This is a genomic window from Actinosynnema sp. NPDC037264, assembly GCF_055603705.1.
Window position 1 is genome coordinate 74,937 of sequence record NZ_JBVJVK010000031.1, and the last position, 20,816, is coordinate 95,752.

Consider the following 20,816-nt stretch of genomic DNA (forward strand, 5'->3'; position numbering starts at 1 on the left):
CGAGCTCGGCGCCGGGGAGCGAGGGCCGGGCCGCGGTCAGGCGGCCGTCCGGGACCACTGCTGGTTGGTGCCGGTGTTGCACGTGTACTGCTTGAGGATCACGCCGTCCGCGGTCGAGGCGCCCGGGACGTCCACGCACTTGCCGCTGTGCCGCGCGCGGAGCTGGAAGTAGTTGCCGTTGGCGACCATCTGGAACTGCTGGTTGGTGCCGCTGCCACAGGTGTACTGGACGAGGTCGGCGCCGTCGGCGGTGGAGGCGCTCACCACGTCCAGGCACTTCCCGCTGTGGCGGCTGACGATGCGCCAGTAGCCGCTGCCGGCGTCCTGGAACTGCCACTGCTGCCACGCGTTGCCGCTGTAGGTGTACTGGCCGACGCGCGCGCCGTTGTCGGTGTTGGGCTGCTGGACGTCCATGGACTTGCCGCTGTGGCGTGCGGTGATCAGGTAGGACGTGGGCGGCGGAGTGGTGGTGTTGTCGCCCCAGCCGTAGCGGATCCGGTCGGCGCCGGAGGTGTTGCGGATGGTCAGGTTGAGGTCGGTGCCGCTGCCGCTCAGGGCGTACATCGAGTACCAGTCGTAACCGAGGTTGTCCTTGTACTTGCCACCGAGCGCGGGCCAGTAGGTGCCGCCCATCTGGTTGTCCCGCATGACCTGGGCCATGGCGCGGATGTGGCGCACGAAGTTGTCGCTGCTGTTCGCGTCGCCGTAGTTCAAGCCGGTGGACATCGGCGCGCCGAACTCGGTCGCGACCGCGCGGGAGGCGCAGTTGCCCAGCCGCGTCTGGATGTGGCTGCGGAAGGCGTCGTAGGTCATCGGGCTGTAGAAGAAGGCGTAGTGGTGGAAGGACAGCAGCGTCGAGTTGAAGCGGCTGTCGTTGCAGATGTCCCGCAGGTCCTGGCTGAAGCCGGTGCCGCCGATGAGCACCCGGCTGGGCGGTGCCGAGTAGTGGTAGCTGAGCCAGTTCGCCGCGACGTTGCGCCAGTCCGCCGACGAGTAGCCGTGCGGCTCGTTCATCGGCTCGAAGTAGACGTTGTTGTTCGAGCCGTAGGTGTTGGTCACGCTGGACCACATCGCGTTCCACGCGGCCAGGTTCGTGATCCTGCCGCCGGACGCGGCGCCGTCCTCCCAGTAGGCGAGGATGACCTTGAACCCGCGTTCGGTGGCGGCGTCGATGGCGCCGCGGTAGGCGTTCCACCAGGTCGTGTTGGCCACCGTGTGGGTGTTGATCGGCAGCCGGACGGTGTTGACGCCCATGGTCGCGGACATGTCGTCGTACAGGGCGTTGGCCTTGGCCCGCACGGTCGCGTTGCTGTCGGACTGGCTCAGGCCCTGCACGACGAGCGTGCCGGTGCTGAAGTTGTCACCCATCACCGCCCAGTTCATGCCGCGGAACTGGCTCGTGGCCGCACTGGCCGCCGGTGTGGTGACGACCAGGCCCGTCGCCGCGGTCAGCGTGGTCACCGCCAAGGCGACCAGCGACCGCCGCAACGACCGGGTGCTCCGGGATGGTCCTGACGAGTGGCCGTCAGACGCCATGGTCAATCTCATGAGATGTCCAATCACTAGAGCTGCTGCACGGCGGTCCGACAGGTGCGATGCCCATGCCGCGGGCGTCCCACCTGGGTCACTGGGGTTGCTGCGAGCCGCCGGGCGGGAACCACGCCCGGCGTTCGCGGTGTCGAGCGCCTTGCCGGTCCGGCTCAGACCTGGGTGCGGCTCCACTGCTGGTTGGCGCCGCTGCCACAGGTGAACTGCTGGATGTCGGCGCCGTCGCCGGTGCCGGAGGAGACGACGTCGAGGCACTTGCCGCTGTGCCGCGCGACGAGCCGGAAGTGGCTACCGGTGGCCTGCCACTGCCACTGCTGGTTGGCGCCGCTGCCGCAGGTGTACTGGATGATGTTCGCCCCGTCGGCGGTGGAGGCGCTCGGCACGTCCAGGCACTTGCCGCTGTTCTGGTTGACGATCCGGAAGTAGCCGCTGCCCGCGTCCTGGAACTGCCACTTCTGGTTCCCGCCGCCGTTCCAGGTCCACTGCTTGACCTCGGCGTTGTTCGCGGTGGACGCGGAGACGACGTCCATCACCTTGCCGCTGTTGAGGTTGGTCACGCGGTAGACCGGCGCCGCGCCGGGCACGTCGGCCACCGGCAGGATCGTGCCGTGGCGGCAACCGGGGCAGGTGATCTGGCTCAGGCCCGACCAGGAGTCCAGGTTCGAGCTGGTGGCCGTCCAGATGCCGCCGTTGGTGTACTTGTCGATCCAGATGCGCCAGGAGCCGTCGCTCATCCGCAACACGGCCGGACCCTCGTAGCCCGAGCTCCACAACTGGCCCCGGTTGCCCCACCCGGCGGTGAGGCTCGTGCTGGTCCAGTGCTCGATGTACTTGGAGGTCTCGTTCTTGGTGAAGGCGTGGTAGGTGCTGCCCGACTTCACCACGTAGGTGTCGATGTAGTTGTAGCCGAGGCCGCCCATCTGCACCGGCCCGCTCCACGAGGTGAGCGCGCTGTTCTGGGCGGTGAAGACGTACGGGCGGAAGCAGTTGGAGCACGTGGTCTGGGCGATGCTCACGATGATCCGCACGGTGCCGCCCTCGACGTAGAACTCGGGGGCCCACGTGAACCGCGTGTTGGCGACTCCGGAGTTGACGCTGGTCACGTGCGTCCAGTTGACCAGGTCCGGGCTGGAGGCGATGTTGAAGTGTGTTGAGTTCGTGGTCCACGACTGGACGGTATGCGCGACGTAGTAGAGCCCGTTGTGCTGGATGATGCTCGGGTCGCGCAGCACGCCGGACGGGCCGCGGTAGTCGGTGTCGGCCAGCACGCTGAAGTTCGTGCCGTTGGCCGAGGAGTACACCCAGAGCTCCTGGTCGGCGGCGGCGTCACCCTTGAACGTCGTGTAGACGTAGCCGGGTGCGGCCTGTGCGGGCGCCGCGACGGCCACCGCCGTGGCGGCGACGGTGAGCGCCACGAGGCTGAGTCGGGCCAGCAGGCGTCTGGCCCTCGGCTGTCTGGTCACGGATGATCTCCTCGCAGGTGGGGTGCGGGCGAACGTCGGCCTGGTGCGGGGCGACCGCCGGGCAGGGCGCTGTGGCTGAGGGTCGGGCTGTCGTGCGATCGCGGTCAGCGGCGGGAGTCGCGCCGCCGCGCGGTGACCGGGCGACCTCGGGAACCCGAGGCCCGTGGCGGGTGCGCGCGGCACTGGGCGGTCGACATCGGCGTCTCCACTCGTGTGTCCGCCGACGTCGTCGGCGCAGGCGGCGGCTCGGCCCGGGATGCGGTGCGGTGGGCCTGTCGCGGAGGGCCCTGGTTGGCGGTGTGACGGGCGCCACCGTTCCGTGTGAACGCTAACAGGACCCTGCCTAGTCGCTCAAGAGTGAACTGTGGGTTACAGGAATCAACACGCTCGGGTGGCCGGGCGTCCGCCCGGGAGGCGTCGACGACCACGTGCGCCCGAACCCGCCGAGCGCGGTGACCCGGCCGTCGTGTCCACTGTGGATGGTGGGACGCGGAAACGGGTGGCGGGGCATCGGGGACGCGTGGTGGGCTGTGGGGGTGGTGGGGATCGGGTGGGAACGACCGCTGCACCAGGCCGGCTCTGGTGTCGACGTCGCCGTGGGCTCCGGCACGCTGGTCGTCCACGAGCGGAACACGAGGCTGGTCGGCCTCGACCCGGAGGACGGGTCCGTGCGGTGGGACGTCGCGACCGGCAGGTGGCTGCGGGCGATGTCCGTTGCCGGGCAACGTCTGCTGGTGCTGCCGCAGAGCACCGACGAGTTGGCGTGCCTGGACCTCGCCACCGGGCGGGACGTCTGGAGGGTCGGTCTGCGCCGGTGGACCGGGCACCTTGTGGTGGACGGCGACCTGGTGCTCGTGGGTGGCTGGCGCGGGTACACCCCGTTGCGGGCGGTGGACGTCGCCACGGGCCGGACCCTGTGGGAGGCGGAGCACGACGTGCGCACGGTGCGGCCGGCCGCGGGAGGCGGCGGGTTCCTGGTCGGTGAGCCCGGCGGTGCGCGGGTCCGGTTGATCGATCGACGCGACGGGCGGGAACTGCGCGCCTGGTCGTTGCCGCACCCGCTCGCAGACCACGACCATGAAGCGGCGTTCACGGCGGTCGGGGGTGATCGCTTCCTCGTCCGGTGCGGTGAGGACGCCGTGGTGCGGATCGAGCCGTCGACGGGGGCCGTGAGCGGACTGGTCCTGGCCGGGACCCCGCTGGTGGCCTCGGCGCCGCGGCACGTCGGTGGTCTGCTCTGGCTGGGGGAACGCGGGACCGGTTTCACCGTGGCAGATCCCCACGACGGTCGCGTGCTGTGGCGGATCGCGGTGCGGCCGGCCCCGTTCGGACAGGTCGTCGCCGACGACCGGGGACGTGGCGACGGGTTCGTGCTCGCCGACGCCGGCGGCTTCCTGGTGTTCGTCGACCCTCGCGGTCAGGTCGTCGAGCGGGTCGGGATCACCCGACGCATCCGTGCGTTGCGGCGCCTCGGTCCGGGTCGGGTGCTGGTGATCACGAAGGGGACGCTGCTCGCCGCCGCGCTCGGCGACGGCGCACGCCACGACGACCGGAGCTGATCACCTCCCGATCGGTCGCGGCTCGGCCGACTGCGGGTCTCCGTATAGGCCTTTCGGTTGAACGACCGCGTGATCCCGCGTGCGTGGGCTGCACCTTCGCCCGACCCGTCGTGGCCCGCTCCCCGGAAGGCCGGTGGAGAACGCCGTCGCCGACCTCTCATGATCGCTACCCTGGCCGAGCGGATCGACTGACGTGGATCTCCGCGCAGCGCTTCGCACCAGACTTCCGTTCCAGAGAGGACCGTTCTCCATGGCTGTCGCCGATGACCTCGACCGCGCCACCGACTCGCCAACGGACCTGATCGCCGAGCAGACGCGCAAGTACCTGGCCTCGGACGGCGCCGAGGGGCACGAGATGAACGGCGTCTACGTCCTCGTGCTCGCCACCACCGGTCGCAAGTCCGGCATCCCGCGTCGCACGTGCCTCATCTACGGCACGGTGGGCGAGGAGTTCGTCGTCGTCGCCTCCGACGGCGGTTCCGACCGGGACCCGTCGTGGTTCAGGAACCTCCAGGCGGACCCGAGCGTCGGGGTGCAGGTCGGCAGCCGTCGGTTCACCGCGCACGCCCGGGTCGCGTCCCCGACCGAGCGCGAGGCCCTCTGGGCCCGGATGACGAGCATGTTATCGCTGTACGAGGAGTACTCCCAGAAGACCGACCGGGAGTTCCCCATCGTAGTGCTCACTCCTCAGGACTGACCCGGCGGGGCCCGCCCGGCTCCGGTCGGAGCGGTGGCGGGCGCGGGGGTGTCGTGCGGCCGGCCGGAGCGGGTCCGGTCGCACGGGCACGGGTCGTCCGCCATCGCGTCGGTCCGATCGGCCTACACGTTCGGGTGGACGTCGAGAGCCGGTCACGCACCGCCGGTGGTTCGGGCGACCCTCCACCTTGGACTTCCGGTGCGATCGGGTGCGCGTCGTGTCACCGGTTCGGTGGACACGGGGTGGCGTGACGACTGGTCACCCCACCCCGGCGGGCTTGCGACGTCTGCGGATCAGGTCGGCATCCCGTACGTTGCGGACGACTCGACTTCCAGCCGGAGGAGTTGCCCGTGGTCGTCGTTCGCGGTGGTCCGGGAACCCGCGGTGCGGGTGAGCGGCACCCCGGACCGGGCGCGGACCGGCTGGGCTGGCTGGCGTGCGCCGCGGCGGTCGCCGGGTTCCTGCTGTGCCTGCTCGGCGGGTTGGCCGGCGGTGGCGCGGTCTCGGTGCCCTGGGCGCCCAGCCTGGACCTGCGGCTGAGCTTCGCGCTCGACGGCCTCGCCGTGCTCTACGGCTTGCTGGCCACCGGTGTCGGCGCCCTCGTCTTCGCCTACGGCACCCGTTACCTGACCCTGCACTTGGAGCACCAGCGCCGCTCGGCGGTGGAGCGGTGGCGGTTCTGGCCGTGGATGGCGCTGTTCGCGGCGGCGATGGTGGGGCTGGCCACCGCGCAGGACCTCGTGCTGGTGTTCGTCTTCTTCGACCTGACCGCGGTGTGCTCGTACTTCCTCATCGGCTTCGACCGTTCCGAGCGGGCGGCGCGGACCGCGGCGTTGATGGCGTTGCTGGTCACGGTGGTCGCCGCGGTGGCGATGCTGGTCGCCGCGGTGCTGCTCTACTCGGTGCACGGGACGTTCTCGATCCCCGAGCTGCTGGCCCGCGCCGACTCGTCGGCGACCACGACGTCGGCGGCCGTGTTGCTGGCGGTGGCCGCGCTGGCCAAGAGCGCGCAGGTCCCGCTGCACTTCTGGCTGCCGCGGGCGATGGCGGCGCCGACCCCCGTGTCGGCCTACCTGCACTCGGCCGCGATGGTCGCGGCGGGCGTGCTGGTGATCGGGCGCGTGCACCCGCTGCTGGCCCGCAGCGAGCCGGTGCTGACCGGGCTGGTGGTCGTGGGCGCGGTGTCGGTGGTGGTGGGCGGGGTGTTGGCGCTGCGGCAGGACGTGCTCAAGCAGCTCCTCGCCTACTCCACCATCTCGCAGTACGGCTACCTGGTCATGTTGTACGGGATGGGCGGAGCCGAGGGCAACGGCGGGGCGGCGTTCTACGTGCTGGCGCACGCGGTGGCCAAGAGCGCCCTGTTCATGACCGCCGGGACGGTGACGATGACGACCGGCGAGGACCGGCTGTCCCGGCTGGGCGGGCTCGGGCGCCGGGCGCCGGTGCTGGCGGTGGCGGCCGGGGTGGCGGCGGCGACGCTGGCCGCGCTGCCGCTGACGATCGGGTTCTTCAAGGACGAGCTGCTCTACACCGCCGCGTTGCGGCACGGTCCGGTGACCGCGGTGGTGGCCGTCGTCGCGGCGACCCTGACGTTCGCCTACATCGGGCGGTTCTGGCTGGGGCTGTTCCTGGGGCCGCCGCGCGGGCAGGTCGGCCCGGCCTCCGGGCTGCTCGTCGCACCGGTCGTGATCCTGGCGGCGGTCGCGGTGTTCGGCGGCTTGGTCGTGGAGCCGTTCGCGCGGCTGGCCTCCGACGCGGCCGGCGTCTCGACCGGCGGACCGGTCACGATCGCACCCGGCTACCACTTCGACCTCCGGCCGGAGAACGTGATGGCGGTCGCCGCCTGGGTGCTGGGCGGGCTGCTGCTGGCCGTGCCGCGGGTGGTGGACCCGGTGGTGCGGGCGGTGGCCGCGGCGGGGGAGCGGTGGGGTCCCCGGCGGGCCTACGAGGCGACGTTGCACGCGTTGGACCGCGTGTCGGCCGCAGTGCACGACCGGGAGGTGAAGGACCTGCGCACCAGCATCGCCGCGGTGCTGGTGCCGGCCGGCCTCGTGGTCGGCCTCGCGTTCGCCGCCACCCCGACGACCGGCGCGTACGCGGTCGGCGTGGTGGCGGGCGCCGACTGGCTGATCCTCCCGCTGTTGGCGCTGGTCGTCATCGCGACCTTGGTGGTCGCCAGGGTCCGTTCGCGGCTGACCGTCGCGCTCGCCCTCGCCGTGGTCGGCTTCGCGCTGGCGGCGGTGTACGCGCTGGTCGGCGCCCCGGACGTGGCGCTGGTGGCCGTCGTGGTCGAGACCATGCTCACCCTGGTCTTCGTCGCGGCGCTGGCCCGGATGCCCGACGAGGGACCGGTGCGGGACGCGGTCGTGCGGGTCCGCCCCCGGCGGCGCCGGCGGGACGGGCCGGCCGGTGTCGTCGCCGGGCTCGCCGTCTTCGCCTCGGTGTGGGGGTTCCTGTCCCAGCCCGCGCCGGACAGCGTCTCCGCCGAGCACGTCCGGCTCACCCCCGCCGCCCACGGCGGTGACGTCGTCACGGTGATCGTCGCCGACTTCCGCGGCCTGGACACGCTGGTCGAGATCACGGTGCTGCTGGTCGCGGTGGTCGGCGTGGCCACCCTGATGCGGCGCGGGAGGCTGTGGTGAGCGCGGGCGGCGTGGACGCGCCGCCGGACTCGGTGGTCCGGGTCGTCGCCCGGCTGCTGCCCGGCCCCGGCCTGATGGTCGCCGCCGCCCTGATCGTCAAGGGCTACGCCGAGGTCGGCGACGGGTTCGCGGCCGGGGTGGTCGTCGCGCTGGCGATCGCGCTGATCTACGTGGCGTTCGGGGCCGAGGGCGCCGAGTCGGCCCTGCCGGCGCTGCGCCACGCGCCGAAGCTCGCGGTCGGCGGCCTGCTCCTGGCGCTCGCGAGCGGGTTCTTCCCCCTCGCGCTCGGCGAGCCGCCGGTGACCCACCGCCCCGGCCCGGGCGAGCACGTCACCAAGATCGGCGCGCTGGAGCTGTTCACCCCCCTGCTGCTCGACCTCGGGGTGTTCATGCTGGTCGTCGGCGTGCTGACGACGTTGGTGCACCAGCTCGCACGGCCGCTGGGGGAGGGGAAGCGGTGATCCTCGCCGTCGCCGTCGCCGCGGCCGTGCTGTTCGGCTCCGGCGCCTACCTGCTGCTCAAGCGCGACCTGATCCGCATGGTCGCGGGCATCATGCTGATCTCGCAGAGCGCCGTCGTCACGATCATCGCCGCCGGCTTGAGCCGCGGTCGGGCGGCGATCGCGGTGGTCCCGGGCGACGACGTCAGCGACCCGTTGCCGCAGGCGCTGGCGTTGACCGCGCTGGTCATCGGGCTCGCCACGGTGGCGCTGCTGCTCGCCCTGGTGCACCGGGCCATCGTGGTCTTCCGGACCGCCGAGCAGGACGAGCTGGCCGCGACCGAGGCCCGGCACGCGGCGGGCCTGGAGCGGGAGCGGCAGGCCGACCGCGAGGAGACCGAGGCCCTCCTGGCCGACGAGCTGCGGGCCGAGCGCGGGCGGGCCCGCTGATGCTGCTGTCGACCGTCCTCCTCGTGCCCTGGGTGTCGGGCGCCGTGCTCGTGGCGCTGGACGGGCGGCGGCGGGCGGTCGCCTGGCTCGCGGTCGCGTCGCTCGCGGTCACCCTCGCCGTGCTGGGCGTGCTCGCGGCGGACGTGTTCGCCGGGGGTGATCGGCAGGTCGTGACGGGCGGCTGGCCCGCGGGCGTGGGCATCGTGCTGCGCGCGGACGCCCTGGGTGTCGCCTTCGCGTTGCTGTCGGTGCTCGTCCTGCTGGCCGCGGCCGCGCACGAGGCGGCGGGCGGGGTGCGGTCGCGGACGTTCCCCGGCCTGGTCGTGCTGCTGGGCGCGGGGTTGACCGGACTGTTCGTCACGGCCGACGTGTTCTCCTTCTACGTCTTCTTCGAGCTCGCGATGACCGCCTCGTACGCGCTCAGCGCCTACGGTGGCAAGCGGCGCCAGCTGCGGGCGGCGCTGGTGTTCACCGCGGTCAACCTGCTGGGCTCGTTCACCTTCCTGCTGTCCGTGGCGGGCGCCTACCGGGTGACCGGCGCGCTGGCGATGGACCAGGTGGCCGCCCGGATGCTCGCGGTCAACCCCAACGCGGCGGTCCTGATCGCGGCCGGGTTCTTCATCGCGTTCAGCGTGAAGCTCGGCCTGTTCCCCTTCCACTTCTGGCTGCCCACCGTCTACGCCGGCGCCCGCCCCGCGGTCGCGGCCGTCCTCAGCGGCGCTGTGGCGAACATCGGCGCCTACGGCCTGCTGCGCTTCGGCGCCGACCTGTTTCCCGAGCAGTTGCGGCTCGCCGGCGTCGCGCTCGTCGTCCTGGGCGCCGCCTCGATCGTCTACGGCGGGGTGCTGGCGGTCGCCCGCGGCGACGCCGCCGAGACGCTGGCCTACTCCGCGATCGGGCAGGTCGGGTACGTGCTGGTCGCCCTCGGCGTCGGCGGGCCCGTCGGCCTGATGGCCGCCGTGCTCTACAGCGTGATCAACTCGCTGAACAAGGCGCTGTTGTTCCTGGCCTCGGGGGTGCGGGGCGCGGTGGTCGCGGCGGCGTTCGCGGTCGGAGCGCTCAGCGTGGCGGGCGTGCCGCCGGCGGCGGGGTTCATCGGCAAGCTGGAGCTGTTCCGCACCGGGATCGCGGCCGGCAGCGTCGCCCTCGTCGTGCTGCTCCTGGTGGGCAGCGCCCTCTCCCTCGTCTACATGTTCCAGGTGTACCAGCGCCGGTTCTGGCGTCCCGACCAGCGGGCGACGGGTGCGGCGAGCCCACTGCCCCAGCGGCTGTTCACGGCGGCCTTGGCGTTGCTGGTGCTCGCCGCCGGGCTGTGGCCCGAGCCGCTGCTCCTGCTCAGCGGCCAGGCGGTCGACGCCCTGCTGGCCGGGGGCACCGAATGACCACGGAGGTCGCCATGATCAGCCTGCTGCTGCGCGTCGTCGCGCTCACCTCGGTCTACCTGCTGGCGTTGACGAGCCTGCGGCCCGGGGACGTCCTCATCGGACTCCTCCTGTCCACCTCGCTCGTCGTCGTGGCCGGGCGGGTCCGCCCGAACGGGCCGCCGCGGACCCCGCTCGCGGAACTGGGCCGCCGGCTCGCGGGGGTGCCGGCGTTGATCGGCGGGACGCTGGTCGACCTGGTGGTCGGCACCTGGCAGACCGCCGTCACCCTCGTCCGCCGGGGTTCGACCGCCCCCGGGCTCGTCGAGGTACCCATACCCCGCACCGGGCCCGTGCCGGCCGCGGCCTGGGCGGTGCGGGTCGGCTTCGTGCCGGACACCGTGGTGGTCGAGGTCGACGAGGAGCGGGGGCGGATGCTGCTGCACGTGCTCGACGCACGGGACCCCGAGGCCGTGGTCGCCGCCCAGCTCGACTCCTACCGGCGGCGCCAGCGCCGCGTCTTCCCCTGACCGCCGTGCCCGCCGTCATCGTCGTCCCCGCCCTCTTCTGGGTGACGCTGCTGCTGGTCGCCGGCGGACTGTCGCTGGTCCGCGCCCGGGACGTGCTCCAGCGCGTCGTGGCGCTCGACCTCCTCGCGACGATCGTCATCGCGCTCCTGGCCCTGCTGTCCTACCTGCGCGGGCAGGCCTACTACCTGGACGCGGCGGTGGCCCTGGCCCTGCTGTCCTTCATCGCCACCGTGGCGGCGGCCCGCTACCTCGACTCGGGAGGTCCGTTCGGATGATCTCGGTCCTGCTCGACGTGCTCGGGGGCGCACTGCTCCTGCTGGGCCTGGTGCTGCTCACGGTCAGCCTCGCCGGCGTCCTCCGGCTGCCCGACACCTTCGTCCAGCTGCACGCCCAGGGACTGGCCACCGGACCCGGGGTGATCGCGATCCTGGCGTCCTCGATCGCGACCGAGGACGCGACGATCATCACCTTCGCCGTGCTCGCGATCGCGTTCGTCGTGCTCACCTCGCCGGTGGCCGGCCACGCGCTGGCCCGTGCCGCCCACCGCCTCGGCGGCCGGGACGCGCGCGGGACCGACGGCGGAACGGACCGCGAGGGTGACCGCCCACCGGGCTAGGTCCTGGCGTGCGCCTCGTGTGCGCGCTTGAGCAGGGTCATCAGCTTCTCCTCTTCCCGGATCCGGGCGCGGTACTTCTCCGGGAGCTGCTTGAGCGTCGCTTCCTCGGCGAGCAGCGCGTCGAAGACCTCCCTGCGGCGGGCGGGGTCCGCCTCGATGTCCAGGTACTCGACGGCGTGCCGGCGGGCCGAGGCGATCACGTTCTGCGCCCGGCCCCACGGGCTGGTCATGGAGGCGACGACGGTGACGAACAGGACGCCGATGATCACGCTCAGGGACAGCCCGGTGCTGATCTCCACCACGTGGACCGGCTGCCCGTTGTTGATGAACGGCACGTTGTTCTCGTGCAGGGCGTGCAGGATGAGCTTCACGCCGATGAACGCCAGGATCACCGCCAGCCCGTAGGCGAGGTAGACCAGCCGGTTCAGCAGCCCGTCGATGAGGAAGTACAACTGGCGCAGCCCCAGCAGCGAGAACGCGGTGGCGGTGAACACGAGGTAGACGTTCTGCGTCAGCCCGAAGATGGCCGGGACGGAGTCCAGCGCGAACAGGATGTCCGTGCCGCCGATGGCGACCATCACCAGCAGCATCGGCGTCATGGCCCGCCGACCGTCCACTGTGGTGAACAGCCGGTCGCCGTCGTAGGTGTCGGTGGTGTGGAACAGCTTCCGGGCGACCCGGATGACGATGTTGTCCGCCGAGTGGCTGTCCTCGCCCTCCGGCTTGAGCAGGTTGCCGGCGGTGATCAGCAGGATCAGGCCGAAGAGGTAGAAGACCCAGGCGAACAGGTTGATGAGCGCGGCGCCCAGCAGGATGAAGCCGGTGCGGGCGATCAGCGAGAAGACGATCCCGAACAGCAGGACCTTCTGCTGGTCGGCGCGGGGCACCTTGAAGCTGGACATGATGATCAGGAAGACGAAGAGGTTGTCGACCGACAGGGCCTTCTCCGTCACGTACCCGGCGAAGTACTCCGTGCCCATCTTGGGGCCGCCGAAGACGAACACCCCGACTCCGAAGAGGATCGCGATCCCCACGTAGAGGGCCGACCACAGCGCCGCCTCGCGCAGGCTCGGCGCGTGCGCCTTGCGCACGTGCGCCAGGAAGTCGAACAGGAGCAGGCCGGCGATCGCGGCGATCGTCAACCACCAGACGACCTGAGGCACATCATCCACCGGCTTCGTCCACTCTCTGCGCGCCGAACTCGCCGCCCAGAGGACCACAGGCCGTTGCCACCCGCAACCGCAGCGTGACCGGTCGCCGGGACCGCGTCGGCAGGTTCGTCGTCGATCGCGGTCACATCGTCCGCGTCCAGTTCGTCAGGGCGGTGACAGAGCGAACGAGGACGATGGAAGAGGAGAGCGAACGACGTGGAACCACGCATGAACCACCCCGCCGCGACGGTGCCCGGCACGATGAAGGCGCTGCTCGCGCTGGGGGAGACCGCCACGCGGGTCGGGCTGCCGGAGTCGCTGCTGGAGCTGGTCAACCTGCGCGCGTCGCAGATCAACGGGTGCGGCGTGTGCGTCGACATGCACGGGAAGGCCCTGCGGAAGCAGGGTGAGTCCGACGAGCGGATCTTCGCGGTCGGCGCCTGGCGGGACACGCCGTACTACACGGAGGCGGAGCGGGCGGCGCTGGCGCTGGCGGAGGCCGTGACCCGGCTGTCCGACCGGCCCGAACCCGTGTCGGACGAGGTCTGGCAGGAGGCCGCGAGGCACTACGACGAGCGGGAGCTCTCGGCCCTGCTGGTCGCCATCGCCACGGTGAACGTGTGGAACCGCCTCAACGCGGCCACCAAGCAGGTGGCGGGCGCCTGGGGCTGAACCCGGGGCGGCGCGGCGCACCCTCGCCGCGCCGCCGGGTTCGGCCCGGGACGTGCCCCCGGTGCGGGTCTCGGCGTGGGACGCTGTGCTCGTCCACCTGGTGCTCGCGCCGACGATCCGGTTTTACCGGCCGGGGGATGAGCCGGATCGGCCGCTGCTCGGTCGAGAAGGGCTGCTCATGGTCGCCGTCCGCGCGTGGGTCCGGTGGCGGAGGAGGGTGTTCGGCGCTCCTCACCTGGTCGCGCACGACGGGCCCCGGTTCACCCGGTTGCTCGACCTGGCCGGCACCGCTCCGGCCGAGGTGGCGCGGATGGTGACGACGGGCGTCCGAGCCGGTGACCCGGTGGCCGCGTGGTCGATCGCCGTGCTCGCCGCCGGGGGGAAGGCACCCGAGGGCTCGGTGGCGCTGCTGCGTGACGCGGCGTCGGGTGCGGCAGGACCTCTCCTGGTCCGCGTCGCCCAAGCGCTGCGCGTGCTGACCGGTGACGAGTCGTGGGCCGACCCGATCGTCTCGGTCCTGGCCTCGGACCTGGGCGAGCGCGTGCGGTTCGCCGCGGCGACCGCCCTCGCCGACTTCGCCCCGACCCCACGGCTGGTCGAGGCCCTCAGCCAGGCGGCCCGCGATCCGGGGTACCTGGTCCGCTACCACGCCGCGGACACCCTGCGCCGCTACGCCGGGCACAACACCGGGATCGCGGACCTGCCCGAGGTGCTGGACGAGATCGCCCGGACGGCCGACGACGAGACCACGCCGGACCGGCGGGCCGACTGGGACGAGGTCGCGGACCGACTCGTGGCGGATGCCTTGCGCCGCTGCGATTGAGACCTTGCCCGGCGACGAAGCCGCGTCCCCCTGAGAGTGGGCGCGTGTCGGGCGGTGGCCGATCGTCAGCCTCTCGATGCCTTGTCCAGCATTGCCGAGTTCTGGTGGCGTGGCTGTTCCGCGTGAGCTTCAGGTGCTGGTGGTGTCGCGATCGTCCTCGATCCCCGCGGTGGTCTCGCGGCTGCCGGCCTTCGTCATCTCCTGCTCGCGTGCGCGGAGCTCGGCCTCCCGGATCGCCAGGTAGCGGGCGCGCATCCGGAGGTCTCCGACGTGCTCGACGGCGGTGATCGCGGCGTCCAGCACGCGGTCCATCCACAGCCGGGAGACGCCGTGCATCTGCCGGTCGCCTTCCGCCAGGACCGTCCGGGCGGTGGCCCGGTCGGGCGCCATCGGGACGAGCTGGAAGTGCGCCCTGACGAAGTGCCGCCAGAGCCCCGCTTCCTTCGAGGACCGGTCGGAAGGCATGGCGCCGGCGCATTCGCGCAGCGTTTCCCACGCGTGGGTGAAGTCGCCGGATCTCCGCTGTAGTTGGACGAGGGTGAGCAACCCGACGGCCCTCGTCCAGCCCGGTCCTGCCACGGCGACGGCTTCTTTCTGCACCTCGATCGCCTCGTCGAGGAACCCGAGCTGGGCGAGGTGGAACTGGAGGGTGTTGAGGGTGTGCTCGGTGCGGGGCTGGTGGTCGGCCCACGCGAGCAGGAAGCGGCGGGACGCGTCGTGCTCGCCGAGGCGGGTCGCGTGGTTGGCCCAGGTCCGCAGGCTCTCGGCGGCGGGATCCGACGGGAAGCGCGCCCGTTGGGCCTCCAGCCACTCTTCGACGACGGCGTCGGTGTAGTGGGGTGTGCCGTCCGGATTCCGCGGACTGGCGATCTCGTGCAGGATGCGTTCCCGATCCGGGTGGGAGCTGGACCGCACGGCCTCCACCGTCGCGTCGACACCTGCCGTCAACAGGTGGTGGGCGCGGTAGCCGAGCGCGGTGTCGAAGCTGATGTTCTTGGCTTGCCAGTGCAGCCACACGTCGTCGAGTCGGCGGTGCTCGGCCACCAGGAAGCCCGCCAGCTGCAAGTCCGGGGCCAGACCCGACGGCACGGTCTGCCGGTAGCGGCTGATCTCCTGCTGGAGCAGGAACCTCAGCAGCGGCAGGTCCTGCGGCCTCCGGTCGTACTGCAGTGCCCACAGCACGCCGAACCTCGCCTCTCTGTTGAGGTCGTAGGCGTGCCCTTGGTCGTTGCGCGCCGGGGCGAACGCCAGTTCCGCCCAGGTCGAGCGGTCCCGCCGAGCGCGGTCGAGACGCAGGCGTGGCGCTTCCAAAAGACGCTCTTGATCATCCTGTGGGGTCAACGGTTTCCTTTCTCGGGCGGCCCCGACTGCCCGGTGCTGCCCGAGAGCGCGGGCGACGGTCTCGAAGGTGACCGGGCGGCCTTGGAACACCACCGGTCGAGAGAACTAGAGGGGGTCGTACTCCTCGCCTTCCTCGTTGAGCAGCCGGAAGTCGGGCGACAGCTCGGTCAGGGTGGCGCGCAGCCGGATCAGCAACTCGTCGACGGGGACGCGGTCGAGGCCGAGTTCCGCCGAGACCTCGGCCTGGTGCCGGTCGAGGTCCGGCTCGTGCTCGAGGAACTCGGCGAGGGTCGACGCGAAGGCGGTGCGCATGGCGTCGAGGTCCGGTGCGCGCGTCACCACGTCGTGCCGCGTCGGCACGCCGACGACCAGCTGGATCGCGGCGGTCGGGTCGGCGGCGAGGACGCCCGCCTCACCTTCGGAGCTCGCGTACAGCACGGGCCCGCCGCACGCGTAGAACGTGCCGCCCGCCGCGTCACCGGCGACGGGGCGGAACTCGCCGTCCCACGACGGCCACACGGGTTCCCCGTGCTCGGCCCGGTCGAGGTCGAAGTCGAAGTCGGTCGCCAGCAGTTCCGCGGCACGGGCGTTGCCCTTGATGCGATCGAACACCGCGCAACGATACGTGGACGCCCGTGACGGACCGCGCACCGGTGACGACCGCTCGTGTTCTGGTGAGGTGGGACGGCACCGCGCGCCGCGGCGGCGCGTTCAAGTGGGTGTGAACGGGGGGAACGAGATCGAAGAGCAGCCGCAGCCGCCGCGTTGGGCGGTGTGGGTGGCACGTGCCGTCGCCGTGGTGATCGTGGTGCCGGTGCGGGTGGCGTGGGAGTGGTTGAAGGTCGTCGGCCGGGCCGTGCTGCGTCCGTTGGCGGCGGTGGCCAGGTGGGTCTGGGCCGTCGTTCGCGCGATGGGTCGGTGGGTGCGGCGGTGGGTCCTCGTGCCGCTCGGGGCCGGGGTGCGGTGGGTGGTGGGCGCGCTCGGCTCCGCGCTGCGGTGGGTCGGCAGGACGCTGGTGCGGTTCGTGTTCAGGCCGCTCGGGGTGGTGCTGCGGGCCGTCTTCCGTGCGGTGGACCGGGTGCTCGCGGTGGTGGGCGCCGGGGTGCGGTGGGTGTTCCGGGCCTTGGCGCGATTCGTGCTGCGACCCGCCGGTCGCGGGCTGGGCCGGGTGTTCGCGCCGGTCGGCCGGTGGTTGCGGACGGCGGACGTGGCCGTCGAGGACTTCGTGCGCCGGGTCGTCGGCGCGGTCGGGTGGGTGCTGCGGGTGGTGGTGCGCCGGCCGCTGGCGTGGTGCTGGCGGACGCTCGTCGTGGGGCCCGCGCGGTGGTTGTGGCGCGAAGTGGTCGTGCGCGTCGCGCGGGGTCTCTGGTGGCTGGTGCGGCTCTTCGCGAGGGCGCTGGGCTGGGCGTTCCGCCTGGTGGGGCGGGGGTTGGCGATGGTCGCGCGGGTGGCCGGGGACGCCCTGGTCTGGGCTTGGCGGCTGCTGGGGCGGGTGTTCCGCGCGGTGGTCGTGCCGCCGGCCCGGTGGGTCTACCGGGTGGTGCTGGCGCCCGTCGGCCGCGCGATCAGGCACGTGTGGCGCGCCGTCGTGGTCGCTCCGGCGCGGTGGGTGCGCGAGTCGGTGGTCGAGCCGGTGCGGTTGGCCGGTCGGCGGGTGCGCGCCGCGTTCGGCGGACGTGAGCGCTAGCGGGCGGCGAGCACGGCGGTGGCGATCGCCTCGTGTCCGGCGGGCGTGGGGTGCACGTCGGTGTGCTCGCAGAAGTACGTCAGCTCGCACACCTTCGCCACCGGGGTCGGTATCGCGCCGTAGACCGGGTCCTGGGTGGTCTCCGTCAACGGGCCGTAGCCGCCGGTCGTCGCGGTGACGTCGACGAACCGCGCCCCGACCTTCTCGTACTCGGACTTGAGGGCGGCGTTGAAGAAGTCGCGGAACAGCGACACCGACAGGCGCGCGAGGTCCTGGCCGTTCGGGAACGCGGGGGAGACCCACGCGCCGAGGAACACGTCCGGGTAGGTCAGGCCCACGATCGGGGTGTCGCCGGCGGCCTCGCGCAGGGCGGGCAGGGTGGCGGCCAGGTTGGTCCGGACGGCGGCCACCGCCTGGGACGCGCACGTCAACGCGTCCCGCGCCTGCGCGCACGGCGCCAGGTCGTTGCCACCGATCACCACGGTCACCAGGCCGATGCGCCCCCGGTGCTCGCGCAGCGCCTGCACGGCCGCGTCGAGCTGGGTGCGGCCGGCGGGGTCCGGCGCGCCGGGGCCCCGGTTGCCGGGCGCGCAGCCGGGCTCGGCGCGCAGCTGCGCGGACGTGGCGCCGCTGCACGCGAGGTTGATCAACCGCAGGTCCGACCGCTCGGCGACGAGGTAGGCGAAGCCGTCGCCGCCGGCGGGCGCGTTCGGCGGCCGGTAGCCCGTGGCGTAGGAGTCGCCCAACGACACGTACACGCGCTCGCCGGCCGGCGTGCCGGTGGAACGCTCCGTCGTCGGGGGAGTCGTGGTGGGCGCCTCGGTGCACGCTCCGAGGGACGCCAGCAGCACCCCGATCAGCGCGATCCGCCGAAGTCCCGGCACGGCAACCCCTTCCTGCCCGTCGTGTCCCGATCACCCAGGCTACCTCCCGGCGGAACGGTCCACCGACCGTCCACTGTGGACCTACCGGATGGTCGCGGCCCACGCCCGGACGTCGTCCAGGTGCTCGGGTCCCAGCCCGCGGCGGGGGTCGACGTGGCACAGGTTGGTCGGCACGCCCGCCCGGTGCCGGACGAACCACGCCCGAGCGTCGTCGTACCCGACGTCGTGCTCGTCGTCGAACCACGCCAGCGGCCGCCCGTCCGCGTAACCCGCGACGGCCCGCCACTTCCAGTCCCCGTCGGGGCGCCACCCGTCGTCGAAGTCCGGGAACTCGATCACCGGCAACGCGGGCAGACCGATGGCGGGCGCGACGAGCGCGTTCGCCAGGTGCATCCACGTCGTGGCCCACACCAGCTCCAGGCCGGTGTCCTCGGCCAACGCCCGGAGCAGGGCGCCGTGCTCGGGGTTCAGCCACACCCGCAACCCCTTGTACCGGCGCGCGTCACGGCCGGAGTGCCAGGTCCCGCGCCGGGTGTGCCGGAACGTCCGGTAGCCGGCGGGGCGGCGGTGCGGGTTCGCGGCGTACGGGTTCAGCGGTCCGTCCACGTCCAGCAGCAGCAAGCCGCGCGCCGTCATGCCGACCGGCTCTCGGAGGCGTCGCCAACCGGGCGGGCCATCCCGGCGTGCCACCGCGTGCTCGAAGTCGCCGAGCTCGGCCCGCCGGGCACAGGCGCCACGTGCGGGTGGTGCTGCCCGTCGATGTCGGCGGCGTACGCGACGGTTGCGCCGTCCGGCGACTGGGCGACGTCGGAGCGGAACCTCTGTCTCGCCGCGTAGCCGCGGTACTCGGTCATGCTCTTCCCCCGGAAGTGGTGGCCGCAGCGGCCTCATCGACACCGCGACGCGGACAGGCTCGCGACACCGGCCCGAACTGCCTTTTGACCGGCCGGTGTCGCGTGGTCCGGGCAGGGCCTACTTGTACTGGGCGATCTGGATCAGGTTGCCGCAGGTGTCGTCCAGCACCGCGGTGACGACGGGGCCCATCTCCAAGGGCTCCTGGGTGAACCGGACGCCGAGCCCGCGCAGCCGGTCGTACTCGGCGCGCACGTCGTCCACGGCGAAGGCGGTGGCCGGGATGCCGTCCGCGACCAGCGCGTCCTTGTACGGCTTCACCGCGGGGTGGCCGCTGGGCTCCAGCAGCAGTTCGGTGCCGTCGGGATCGTCGGGCGAGACCACGGTCAGCCAGCGGTCCTCGCCCACCGGGACGTCGTTCTTCTTCACGAAGCCCAGCACGTCGGTGTAGAAGCTCAGGGCCTTGGCCTGGTCGTCGACGAAGACGCTGGACAGGTGGATCCTCATGGGGTGTTCTCCGGTGCTTCGGGCCTGAGCCACCGCGTCACGATGAGCTCGAGCGGTTCGGTGTTCAACTCGTGGAACTTGTAGCGGCCCTCGCGCCGCGACCGGACCAGGCCCGCCGCCTCCAGCACGGCCAGGTGCTGGCTGACCGCCTGCCTGGTCAGCCCGAGGTCGTACTTGGTCAGCAGCCGCGCGCAGATCTCGAACAGGGTCTGGCCGTCGCGTTCGACCAGCTCGTCGAGGATGCGTCGACGGGTGCGGTCGGCCAGCGCCTTGAAGAGTTCCTCCGCCACGACCCCACCATAGGCAAGTGACGGCTTGCCTGCAAGTGAGGGCTTGCCTGTCGTGCCTAGTCCAGGACGACGTCGTCCCCCGGCCGGCCGAGGTGCCGGACCCGGTAGGTGATCGTGGACAGCGGCACGTTGCGCACGAAGAACACCCTCGACGGCGTCCCGGTCGACGGCGTGATGCCGCTGCCGTCGAAGCAGAGGTCGTCGATGCCGAGCACGTCGTACAGGAAGTGGTCGGCGCCGTGCGGGGTGTACCGACGTTCCCTGTCGTGCAGCTGCCGTACCACCGGGACTGGTCGGGGGAGTAGTAGTCGCGCGGCGGGCGGCCGAGGGCGGCGAGCTCCTCCGCGGTCGCGGTGAAGCGGGCCGCGCGCCTCGGGTCGGACAGGATGCGGAACGCGGCCTTCCAGGTGCCCGGCATCAGGTCGAGCTTGCGCCGGTTCAGGTCGCCGACCTCGAACGTGAGGGCCGTCCACGGCACGTCGGAGTTCTCGACCCGGTCGAAGGCGTCGCCGATCAGCAGGTTGGACAGCACCTGCCGCAGCGTGCGGTGGCGTTGTTCGTCGTGGTCGCCGATGAACACGTACGCGCGAGCGGGCAGCCCGAGCCGGCCGTCCCGGTCGAAGCTCGCGGTCGGCACGAGGCGGACGGCCCGCCGGACCGCCGCACGGGCGACGTGCCGCCGCCGGATCTCCGCCGCCGACATGGCCAGCCGGGACCGCAGCGCGCTCGTCAGGCGATCGGCGACACCGGTGAGCCCGCCCGACTCGGCGACCGAGATGCCGTGCTTGAGGCGCAGGCCGTACGGCAGGTCGACGGTGAGGCCCGGCTCGTCCAGCAGGATCGGCACGACGCGGTGCGCGCCGTGCCCGCGGTCGTCCTCGCGGCGGGCGAGGTCGAGCGCCCTGGCGATCTCCTCGCGCTGGTAGTAGGCGGCGTCCGTGCGCGGGGAGATCAGCACGAGCGTGACGGCGGCCCGGCCCTGCGCGGCGGAGAGCCGGGCGCCCCAATCGTCGCCCGGCAGCAGGCTCCGGTGGTCGAGGAACACCCGGAACAGGGGGCTGAGCAGGTCGTGCAGGGTCGCCGCGGCCTCCCGGTCGGGGCCGGCGTAAGCGATGAAGAAGTCCCACCGGTCCTCGGCCACGCGCCCAAGCTACCGCCGCCGTGCCCGCACGCCACGCGGTTCGGAATTTGACCGGTCAGGGTGTGCGGCAGGGCTGGACGACCGGGGGAGTGGTGCGCGAGAGTCGAGGCCGGTGACCCGGGCACGCGGGTCGCCTGACAACGTTGTCACCCAGAGAGGTCAC

Annotated in this window: 23 protein-coding genes and 1 pseudogene; 12 read left to right on the top strand and 12 right to left on the bottom strand. The window is 72.3% G+C overall.

The genetic code is table 11. The features are described 5' to 3' along the window. Positions 1-36: 36 nt before the first annotated feature. Positions 37-1,536 (bottom strand): RICIN domain-containing protein, encoded by a 1,500-nt coding sequence (locus ACZ7GX_RS28435; RefSeq protein WP_498781017.1) that lies wholly within the window; start codon positions 1,534-1,536, stop codon positions 37-39. A gap of 164 nt (positions 1,537-1,700) precedes the next feature. Continuing rightward, on the bottom strand, positions 1,701-3,011 hold the full coding sequence (locus ACZ7GX_RS28440; RefSeq protein WP_498781019.1) for an RICIN domain-containing protein: 1,311 nt from the start codon (positions 3,009-3,011) through the stop codon (positions 1,701-1,703). 530 nt (positions 3,012-3,541) lie between these two features. Here ACZ7GX_RS28440 and ACZ7GX_RS28445 point away from each other — a divergent pair. From ACZ7GX_RS28445 to ACZ7GX_RS28485, 9 genes are all read left to right on the top strand, one after another. Then, on the top strand, positions 3,542-4,570 hold the full coding sequence (locus ACZ7GX_RS28445; RefSeq protein ID WP_498781020.1) for an outer membrane protein assembly factor BamB family protein: 1,029 nt from the start codon (positions 3,542-3,544) through the stop codon (positions 4,568-4,570). 250 nt (positions 4,571-4,820) lie between these two features. Further along, the gene (locus ACZ7GX_RS28450; protein ID WP_498781022.1) at positions 4,821-5,267 is read left to right on the top strand and encodes a nitroreductase family deazaflavin-dependent oxidoreductase; all 447 of its coding nucleotides are present in this window, start codon (positions 4,821-4,823) and stop codon (positions 5,265-5,267) included. A 350-nt stretch (positions 5,268-5,617) separates the two neighbouring features. Continuing rightward, a complete protein-coding gene (gene mbhE, locus ACZ7GX_RS28455; RefSeq protein ID WP_498781023.1) occupies positions 5,618-7,909 on the top strand; it encodes a hydrogen gas-evolving membrane-bound hydrogenase subunit E in 2,292 nt (763 codons plus the stop codon). Continuing rightward, positions 7,906-8,370: an MnhB domain-containing protein gene (locus ACZ7GX_RS28460; RefSeq protein ID WP_498781024.1), complete on the top strand. Its 465-nt coding sequence runs from the start codon at positions 7,906-7,908 to the stop codon at positions 8,368-8,370. The genes mbhE and ACZ7GX_RS28460 overlap by 4 nt, the downstream gene beginning before the upstream one ends. Continuing rightward, positions 8,367-8,798, top strand: a complete 432-nt coding sequence (locus ACZ7GX_RS28465; protein ID WP_498781026.1) for a sodium:proton antiporter — start codon at positions 8,367-8,369, stop codon at positions 8,796-8,798. The genes ACZ7GX_RS28460 and ACZ7GX_RS28465 overlap by 4 nt, the downstream gene beginning before the upstream one ends. Then, complete coding sequence (locus ACZ7GX_RS28470; RefSeq protein WP_498781027.1) at positions 8,798-10,180, top strand: complex I subunit 5 family protein; 1,383 nt, start codon at positions 8,798-8,800, stop codon at positions 10,178-10,180. Before ACZ7GX_RS28465 ends, ACZ7GX_RS28470 begins: the two co-directional genes overlap by 1 nt. Next, entirely contained in the window at positions 10,177-10,689 is a 513-nt protein-coding gene (locus tag ACZ7GX_RS28475; RefSeq protein ID WP_498781028.1) for a Na+/H+ antiporter subunit E, read from the top strand. The genes ACZ7GX_RS28470 and ACZ7GX_RS28475 overlap by 4 nt, the downstream gene beginning before the upstream one ends. A 5-nt stretch (positions 10,690-10,694) precedes the next feature. Continuing rightward, on the top strand, positions 10,695-10,964 hold the full coding sequence (locus ACZ7GX_RS28480) for an MrpF/PhaF family protein (RefSeq protein WP_498781030.1): 270 nt from the start codon (positions 10,695-10,697) through the stop codon (positions 10,962-10,964). Further along, positions 10,961-11,305 (top strand): cation:proton antiporter, encoded by a 345-nt coding sequence (locus tag ACZ7GX_RS28485; RefSeq protein WP_498781031.1) that lies wholly within the window; start codon positions 10,961-10,963, stop codon positions 11,303-11,305. Before ACZ7GX_RS28480 ends, ACZ7GX_RS28485 begins: the two co-directional genes overlap by 4 nt. Here the strand turns inward: ACZ7GX_RS28485 and ACZ7GX_RS28490 are convergent. Then, positions 11,302-12,477, bottom strand: coding sequence for a TerC family protein (locus tag ACZ7GX_RS28490; protein WP_498781033.1), 1,176 nt, complete (start codon positions 12,475-12,477; stop codon positions 11,302-11,304). The genes ACZ7GX_RS28485 and ACZ7GX_RS28490 overlap by 4 nt on opposite strands. A 195-nt stretch (positions 12,478-12,672) precedes the next feature. On the opposite strand from ACZ7GX_RS28490, the gene ACZ7GX_RS28495 reads away from it, so the two are divergent. Both ACZ7GX_RS28495 and ACZ7GX_RS28500 read left to right on the top strand, forming a co-directional pair. After that, the gene (locus tag ACZ7GX_RS28495; protein WP_498781035.1) at positions 12,673-13,128 is read left to right on the top strand and encodes a carboxymuconolactone decarboxylase family protein; all 456 of its coding nucleotides are present in this window, start codon (positions 12,673-12,675) and stop codon (positions 13,126-13,128) included. A gap of 61 nt (positions 13,129-13,189) precedes the next feature. Beyond that, positions 13,190-13,951: a HEAT repeat domain-containing protein gene (locus ACZ7GX_RS28500; protein ID WP_498781036.1), complete on the top strand. Its 762-nt coding sequence runs from the start codon at positions 13,190-13,192 to the stop codon at positions 13,949-13,951. Positions 13,952-14,080: 129 nt separating this feature from the next. Here ACZ7GX_RS28500 and ACZ7GX_RS28505 read toward each other — a convergent pair whose 3' ends face one another. Then, positions 14,081-15,262: a hypothetical protein gene (locus ACZ7GX_RS28505; protein ID WP_498781038.1), complete on the bottom strand. Its 1,182-nt coding sequence runs from the start codon at positions 15,260-15,262 to the stop codon at positions 14,081-14,083. Between the two features lie 135 nt (positions 15,263-15,397). Then, positions 15,398-15,904 (bottom strand): hypothetical protein, encoded by a 507-nt coding sequence (locus ACZ7GX_RS28510; protein ID WP_498781040.1) that lies wholly within the window; start codon positions 15,902-15,904, stop codon positions 15,398-15,400. 109 nt (positions 15,905-16,013) lie between these two features. Here ACZ7GX_RS28510 and ACZ7GX_RS28515 point away from each other — a divergent pair, with 109 nt between their 5' ends. Then, positions 16,014-16,979 carry a hypothetical protein gene (locus ACZ7GX_RS28515; RefSeq protein WP_498781041.1) on the top strand — a complete coding sequence of 322 codons (966 nt, stop codon included), beginning with the start codon at positions 16,014-16,016 and terminating at the stop codon, positions 16,977-16,979. Here the strand turns inward: ACZ7GX_RS28515 and ACZ7GX_RS28520 are convergent. The 7 genes and pseudogenes from ACZ7GX_RS28520 to ACZ7GX_RS28550 form a co-directional block, all read right to left on the bottom strand. After that, positions 16,976-17,863 carry a GDSL-type esterase/lipase family protein gene (locus ACZ7GX_RS28520; RefSeq protein ID WP_498781043.1) on the bottom strand — a complete coding sequence of 296 codons (888 nt, stop codon included), beginning with the start codon at positions 17,861-17,863 and terminating at the stop codon, positions 16,976-16,978. The two genes, ACZ7GX_RS28515 and ACZ7GX_RS28520, sit on opposite strands and share 4 nt — an antisense overlap. Before the next feature lie 81 nt (positions 17,864-17,944). After that, positions 17,945-18,499 carry an HAD domain-containing protein gene (locus ACZ7GX_RS28525; protein ID WP_498781045.1) on the bottom strand — a complete coding sequence of 185 codons (555 nt, stop codon included), beginning with the start codon at positions 18,497-18,499 and terminating at the stop codon, positions 17,945-17,947. Beyond that, complete coding sequence (locus ACZ7GX_RS28530; protein ID WP_498781047.1) at positions 18,496-18,717, bottom strand: hypothetical protein; 222 nt, start codon at positions 18,715-18,717, stop codon at positions 18,496-18,498. The genes ACZ7GX_RS28525 and ACZ7GX_RS28530 overlap by 4 nt, the downstream gene beginning before the upstream one ends. 118 nt (positions 18,718-18,835) lie before the next feature. Beyond that, complete coding sequence (locus tag ACZ7GX_RS28535) at positions 18,836-19,222, bottom strand: VOC family protein (RefSeq protein WP_498781059.1); 387 nt, start codon at positions 19,220-19,222, stop codon at positions 18,836-18,838. Continuing rightward, a complete protein-coding gene (locus tag ACZ7GX_RS28540) occupies positions 19,219-19,512 on the bottom strand; it encodes an ArsR/SmtB family transcription factor (protein ID WP_230565331.1) in 294 nt (97 codons plus the stop codon). Before ACZ7GX_RS28540 ends, ACZ7GX_RS28535 begins: the two co-directional genes overlap by 4 nt. Before the next feature lie 56 nt (positions 19,513-19,568). Further along, positions 19,569-19,796: a hypothetical protein gene (locus ACZ7GX_RS28545; RefSeq protein ID WP_498781049.1), complete on the bottom strand. Its 228-nt coding sequence runs from the start codon at positions 19,794-19,796 to the stop codon at positions 19,569-19,571. Positions 19,797-20,392: 596 nt separating this feature from the next. Continuing rightward, positions 20,393-20,653, bottom strand: a pseudogene (locus tag ACZ7GX_RS28550) (toll/interleukin-1 receptor domain-containing protein); the annotation flags it as partial. Positions 20,654-20,816: the final 163 nt, after the last annotated feature.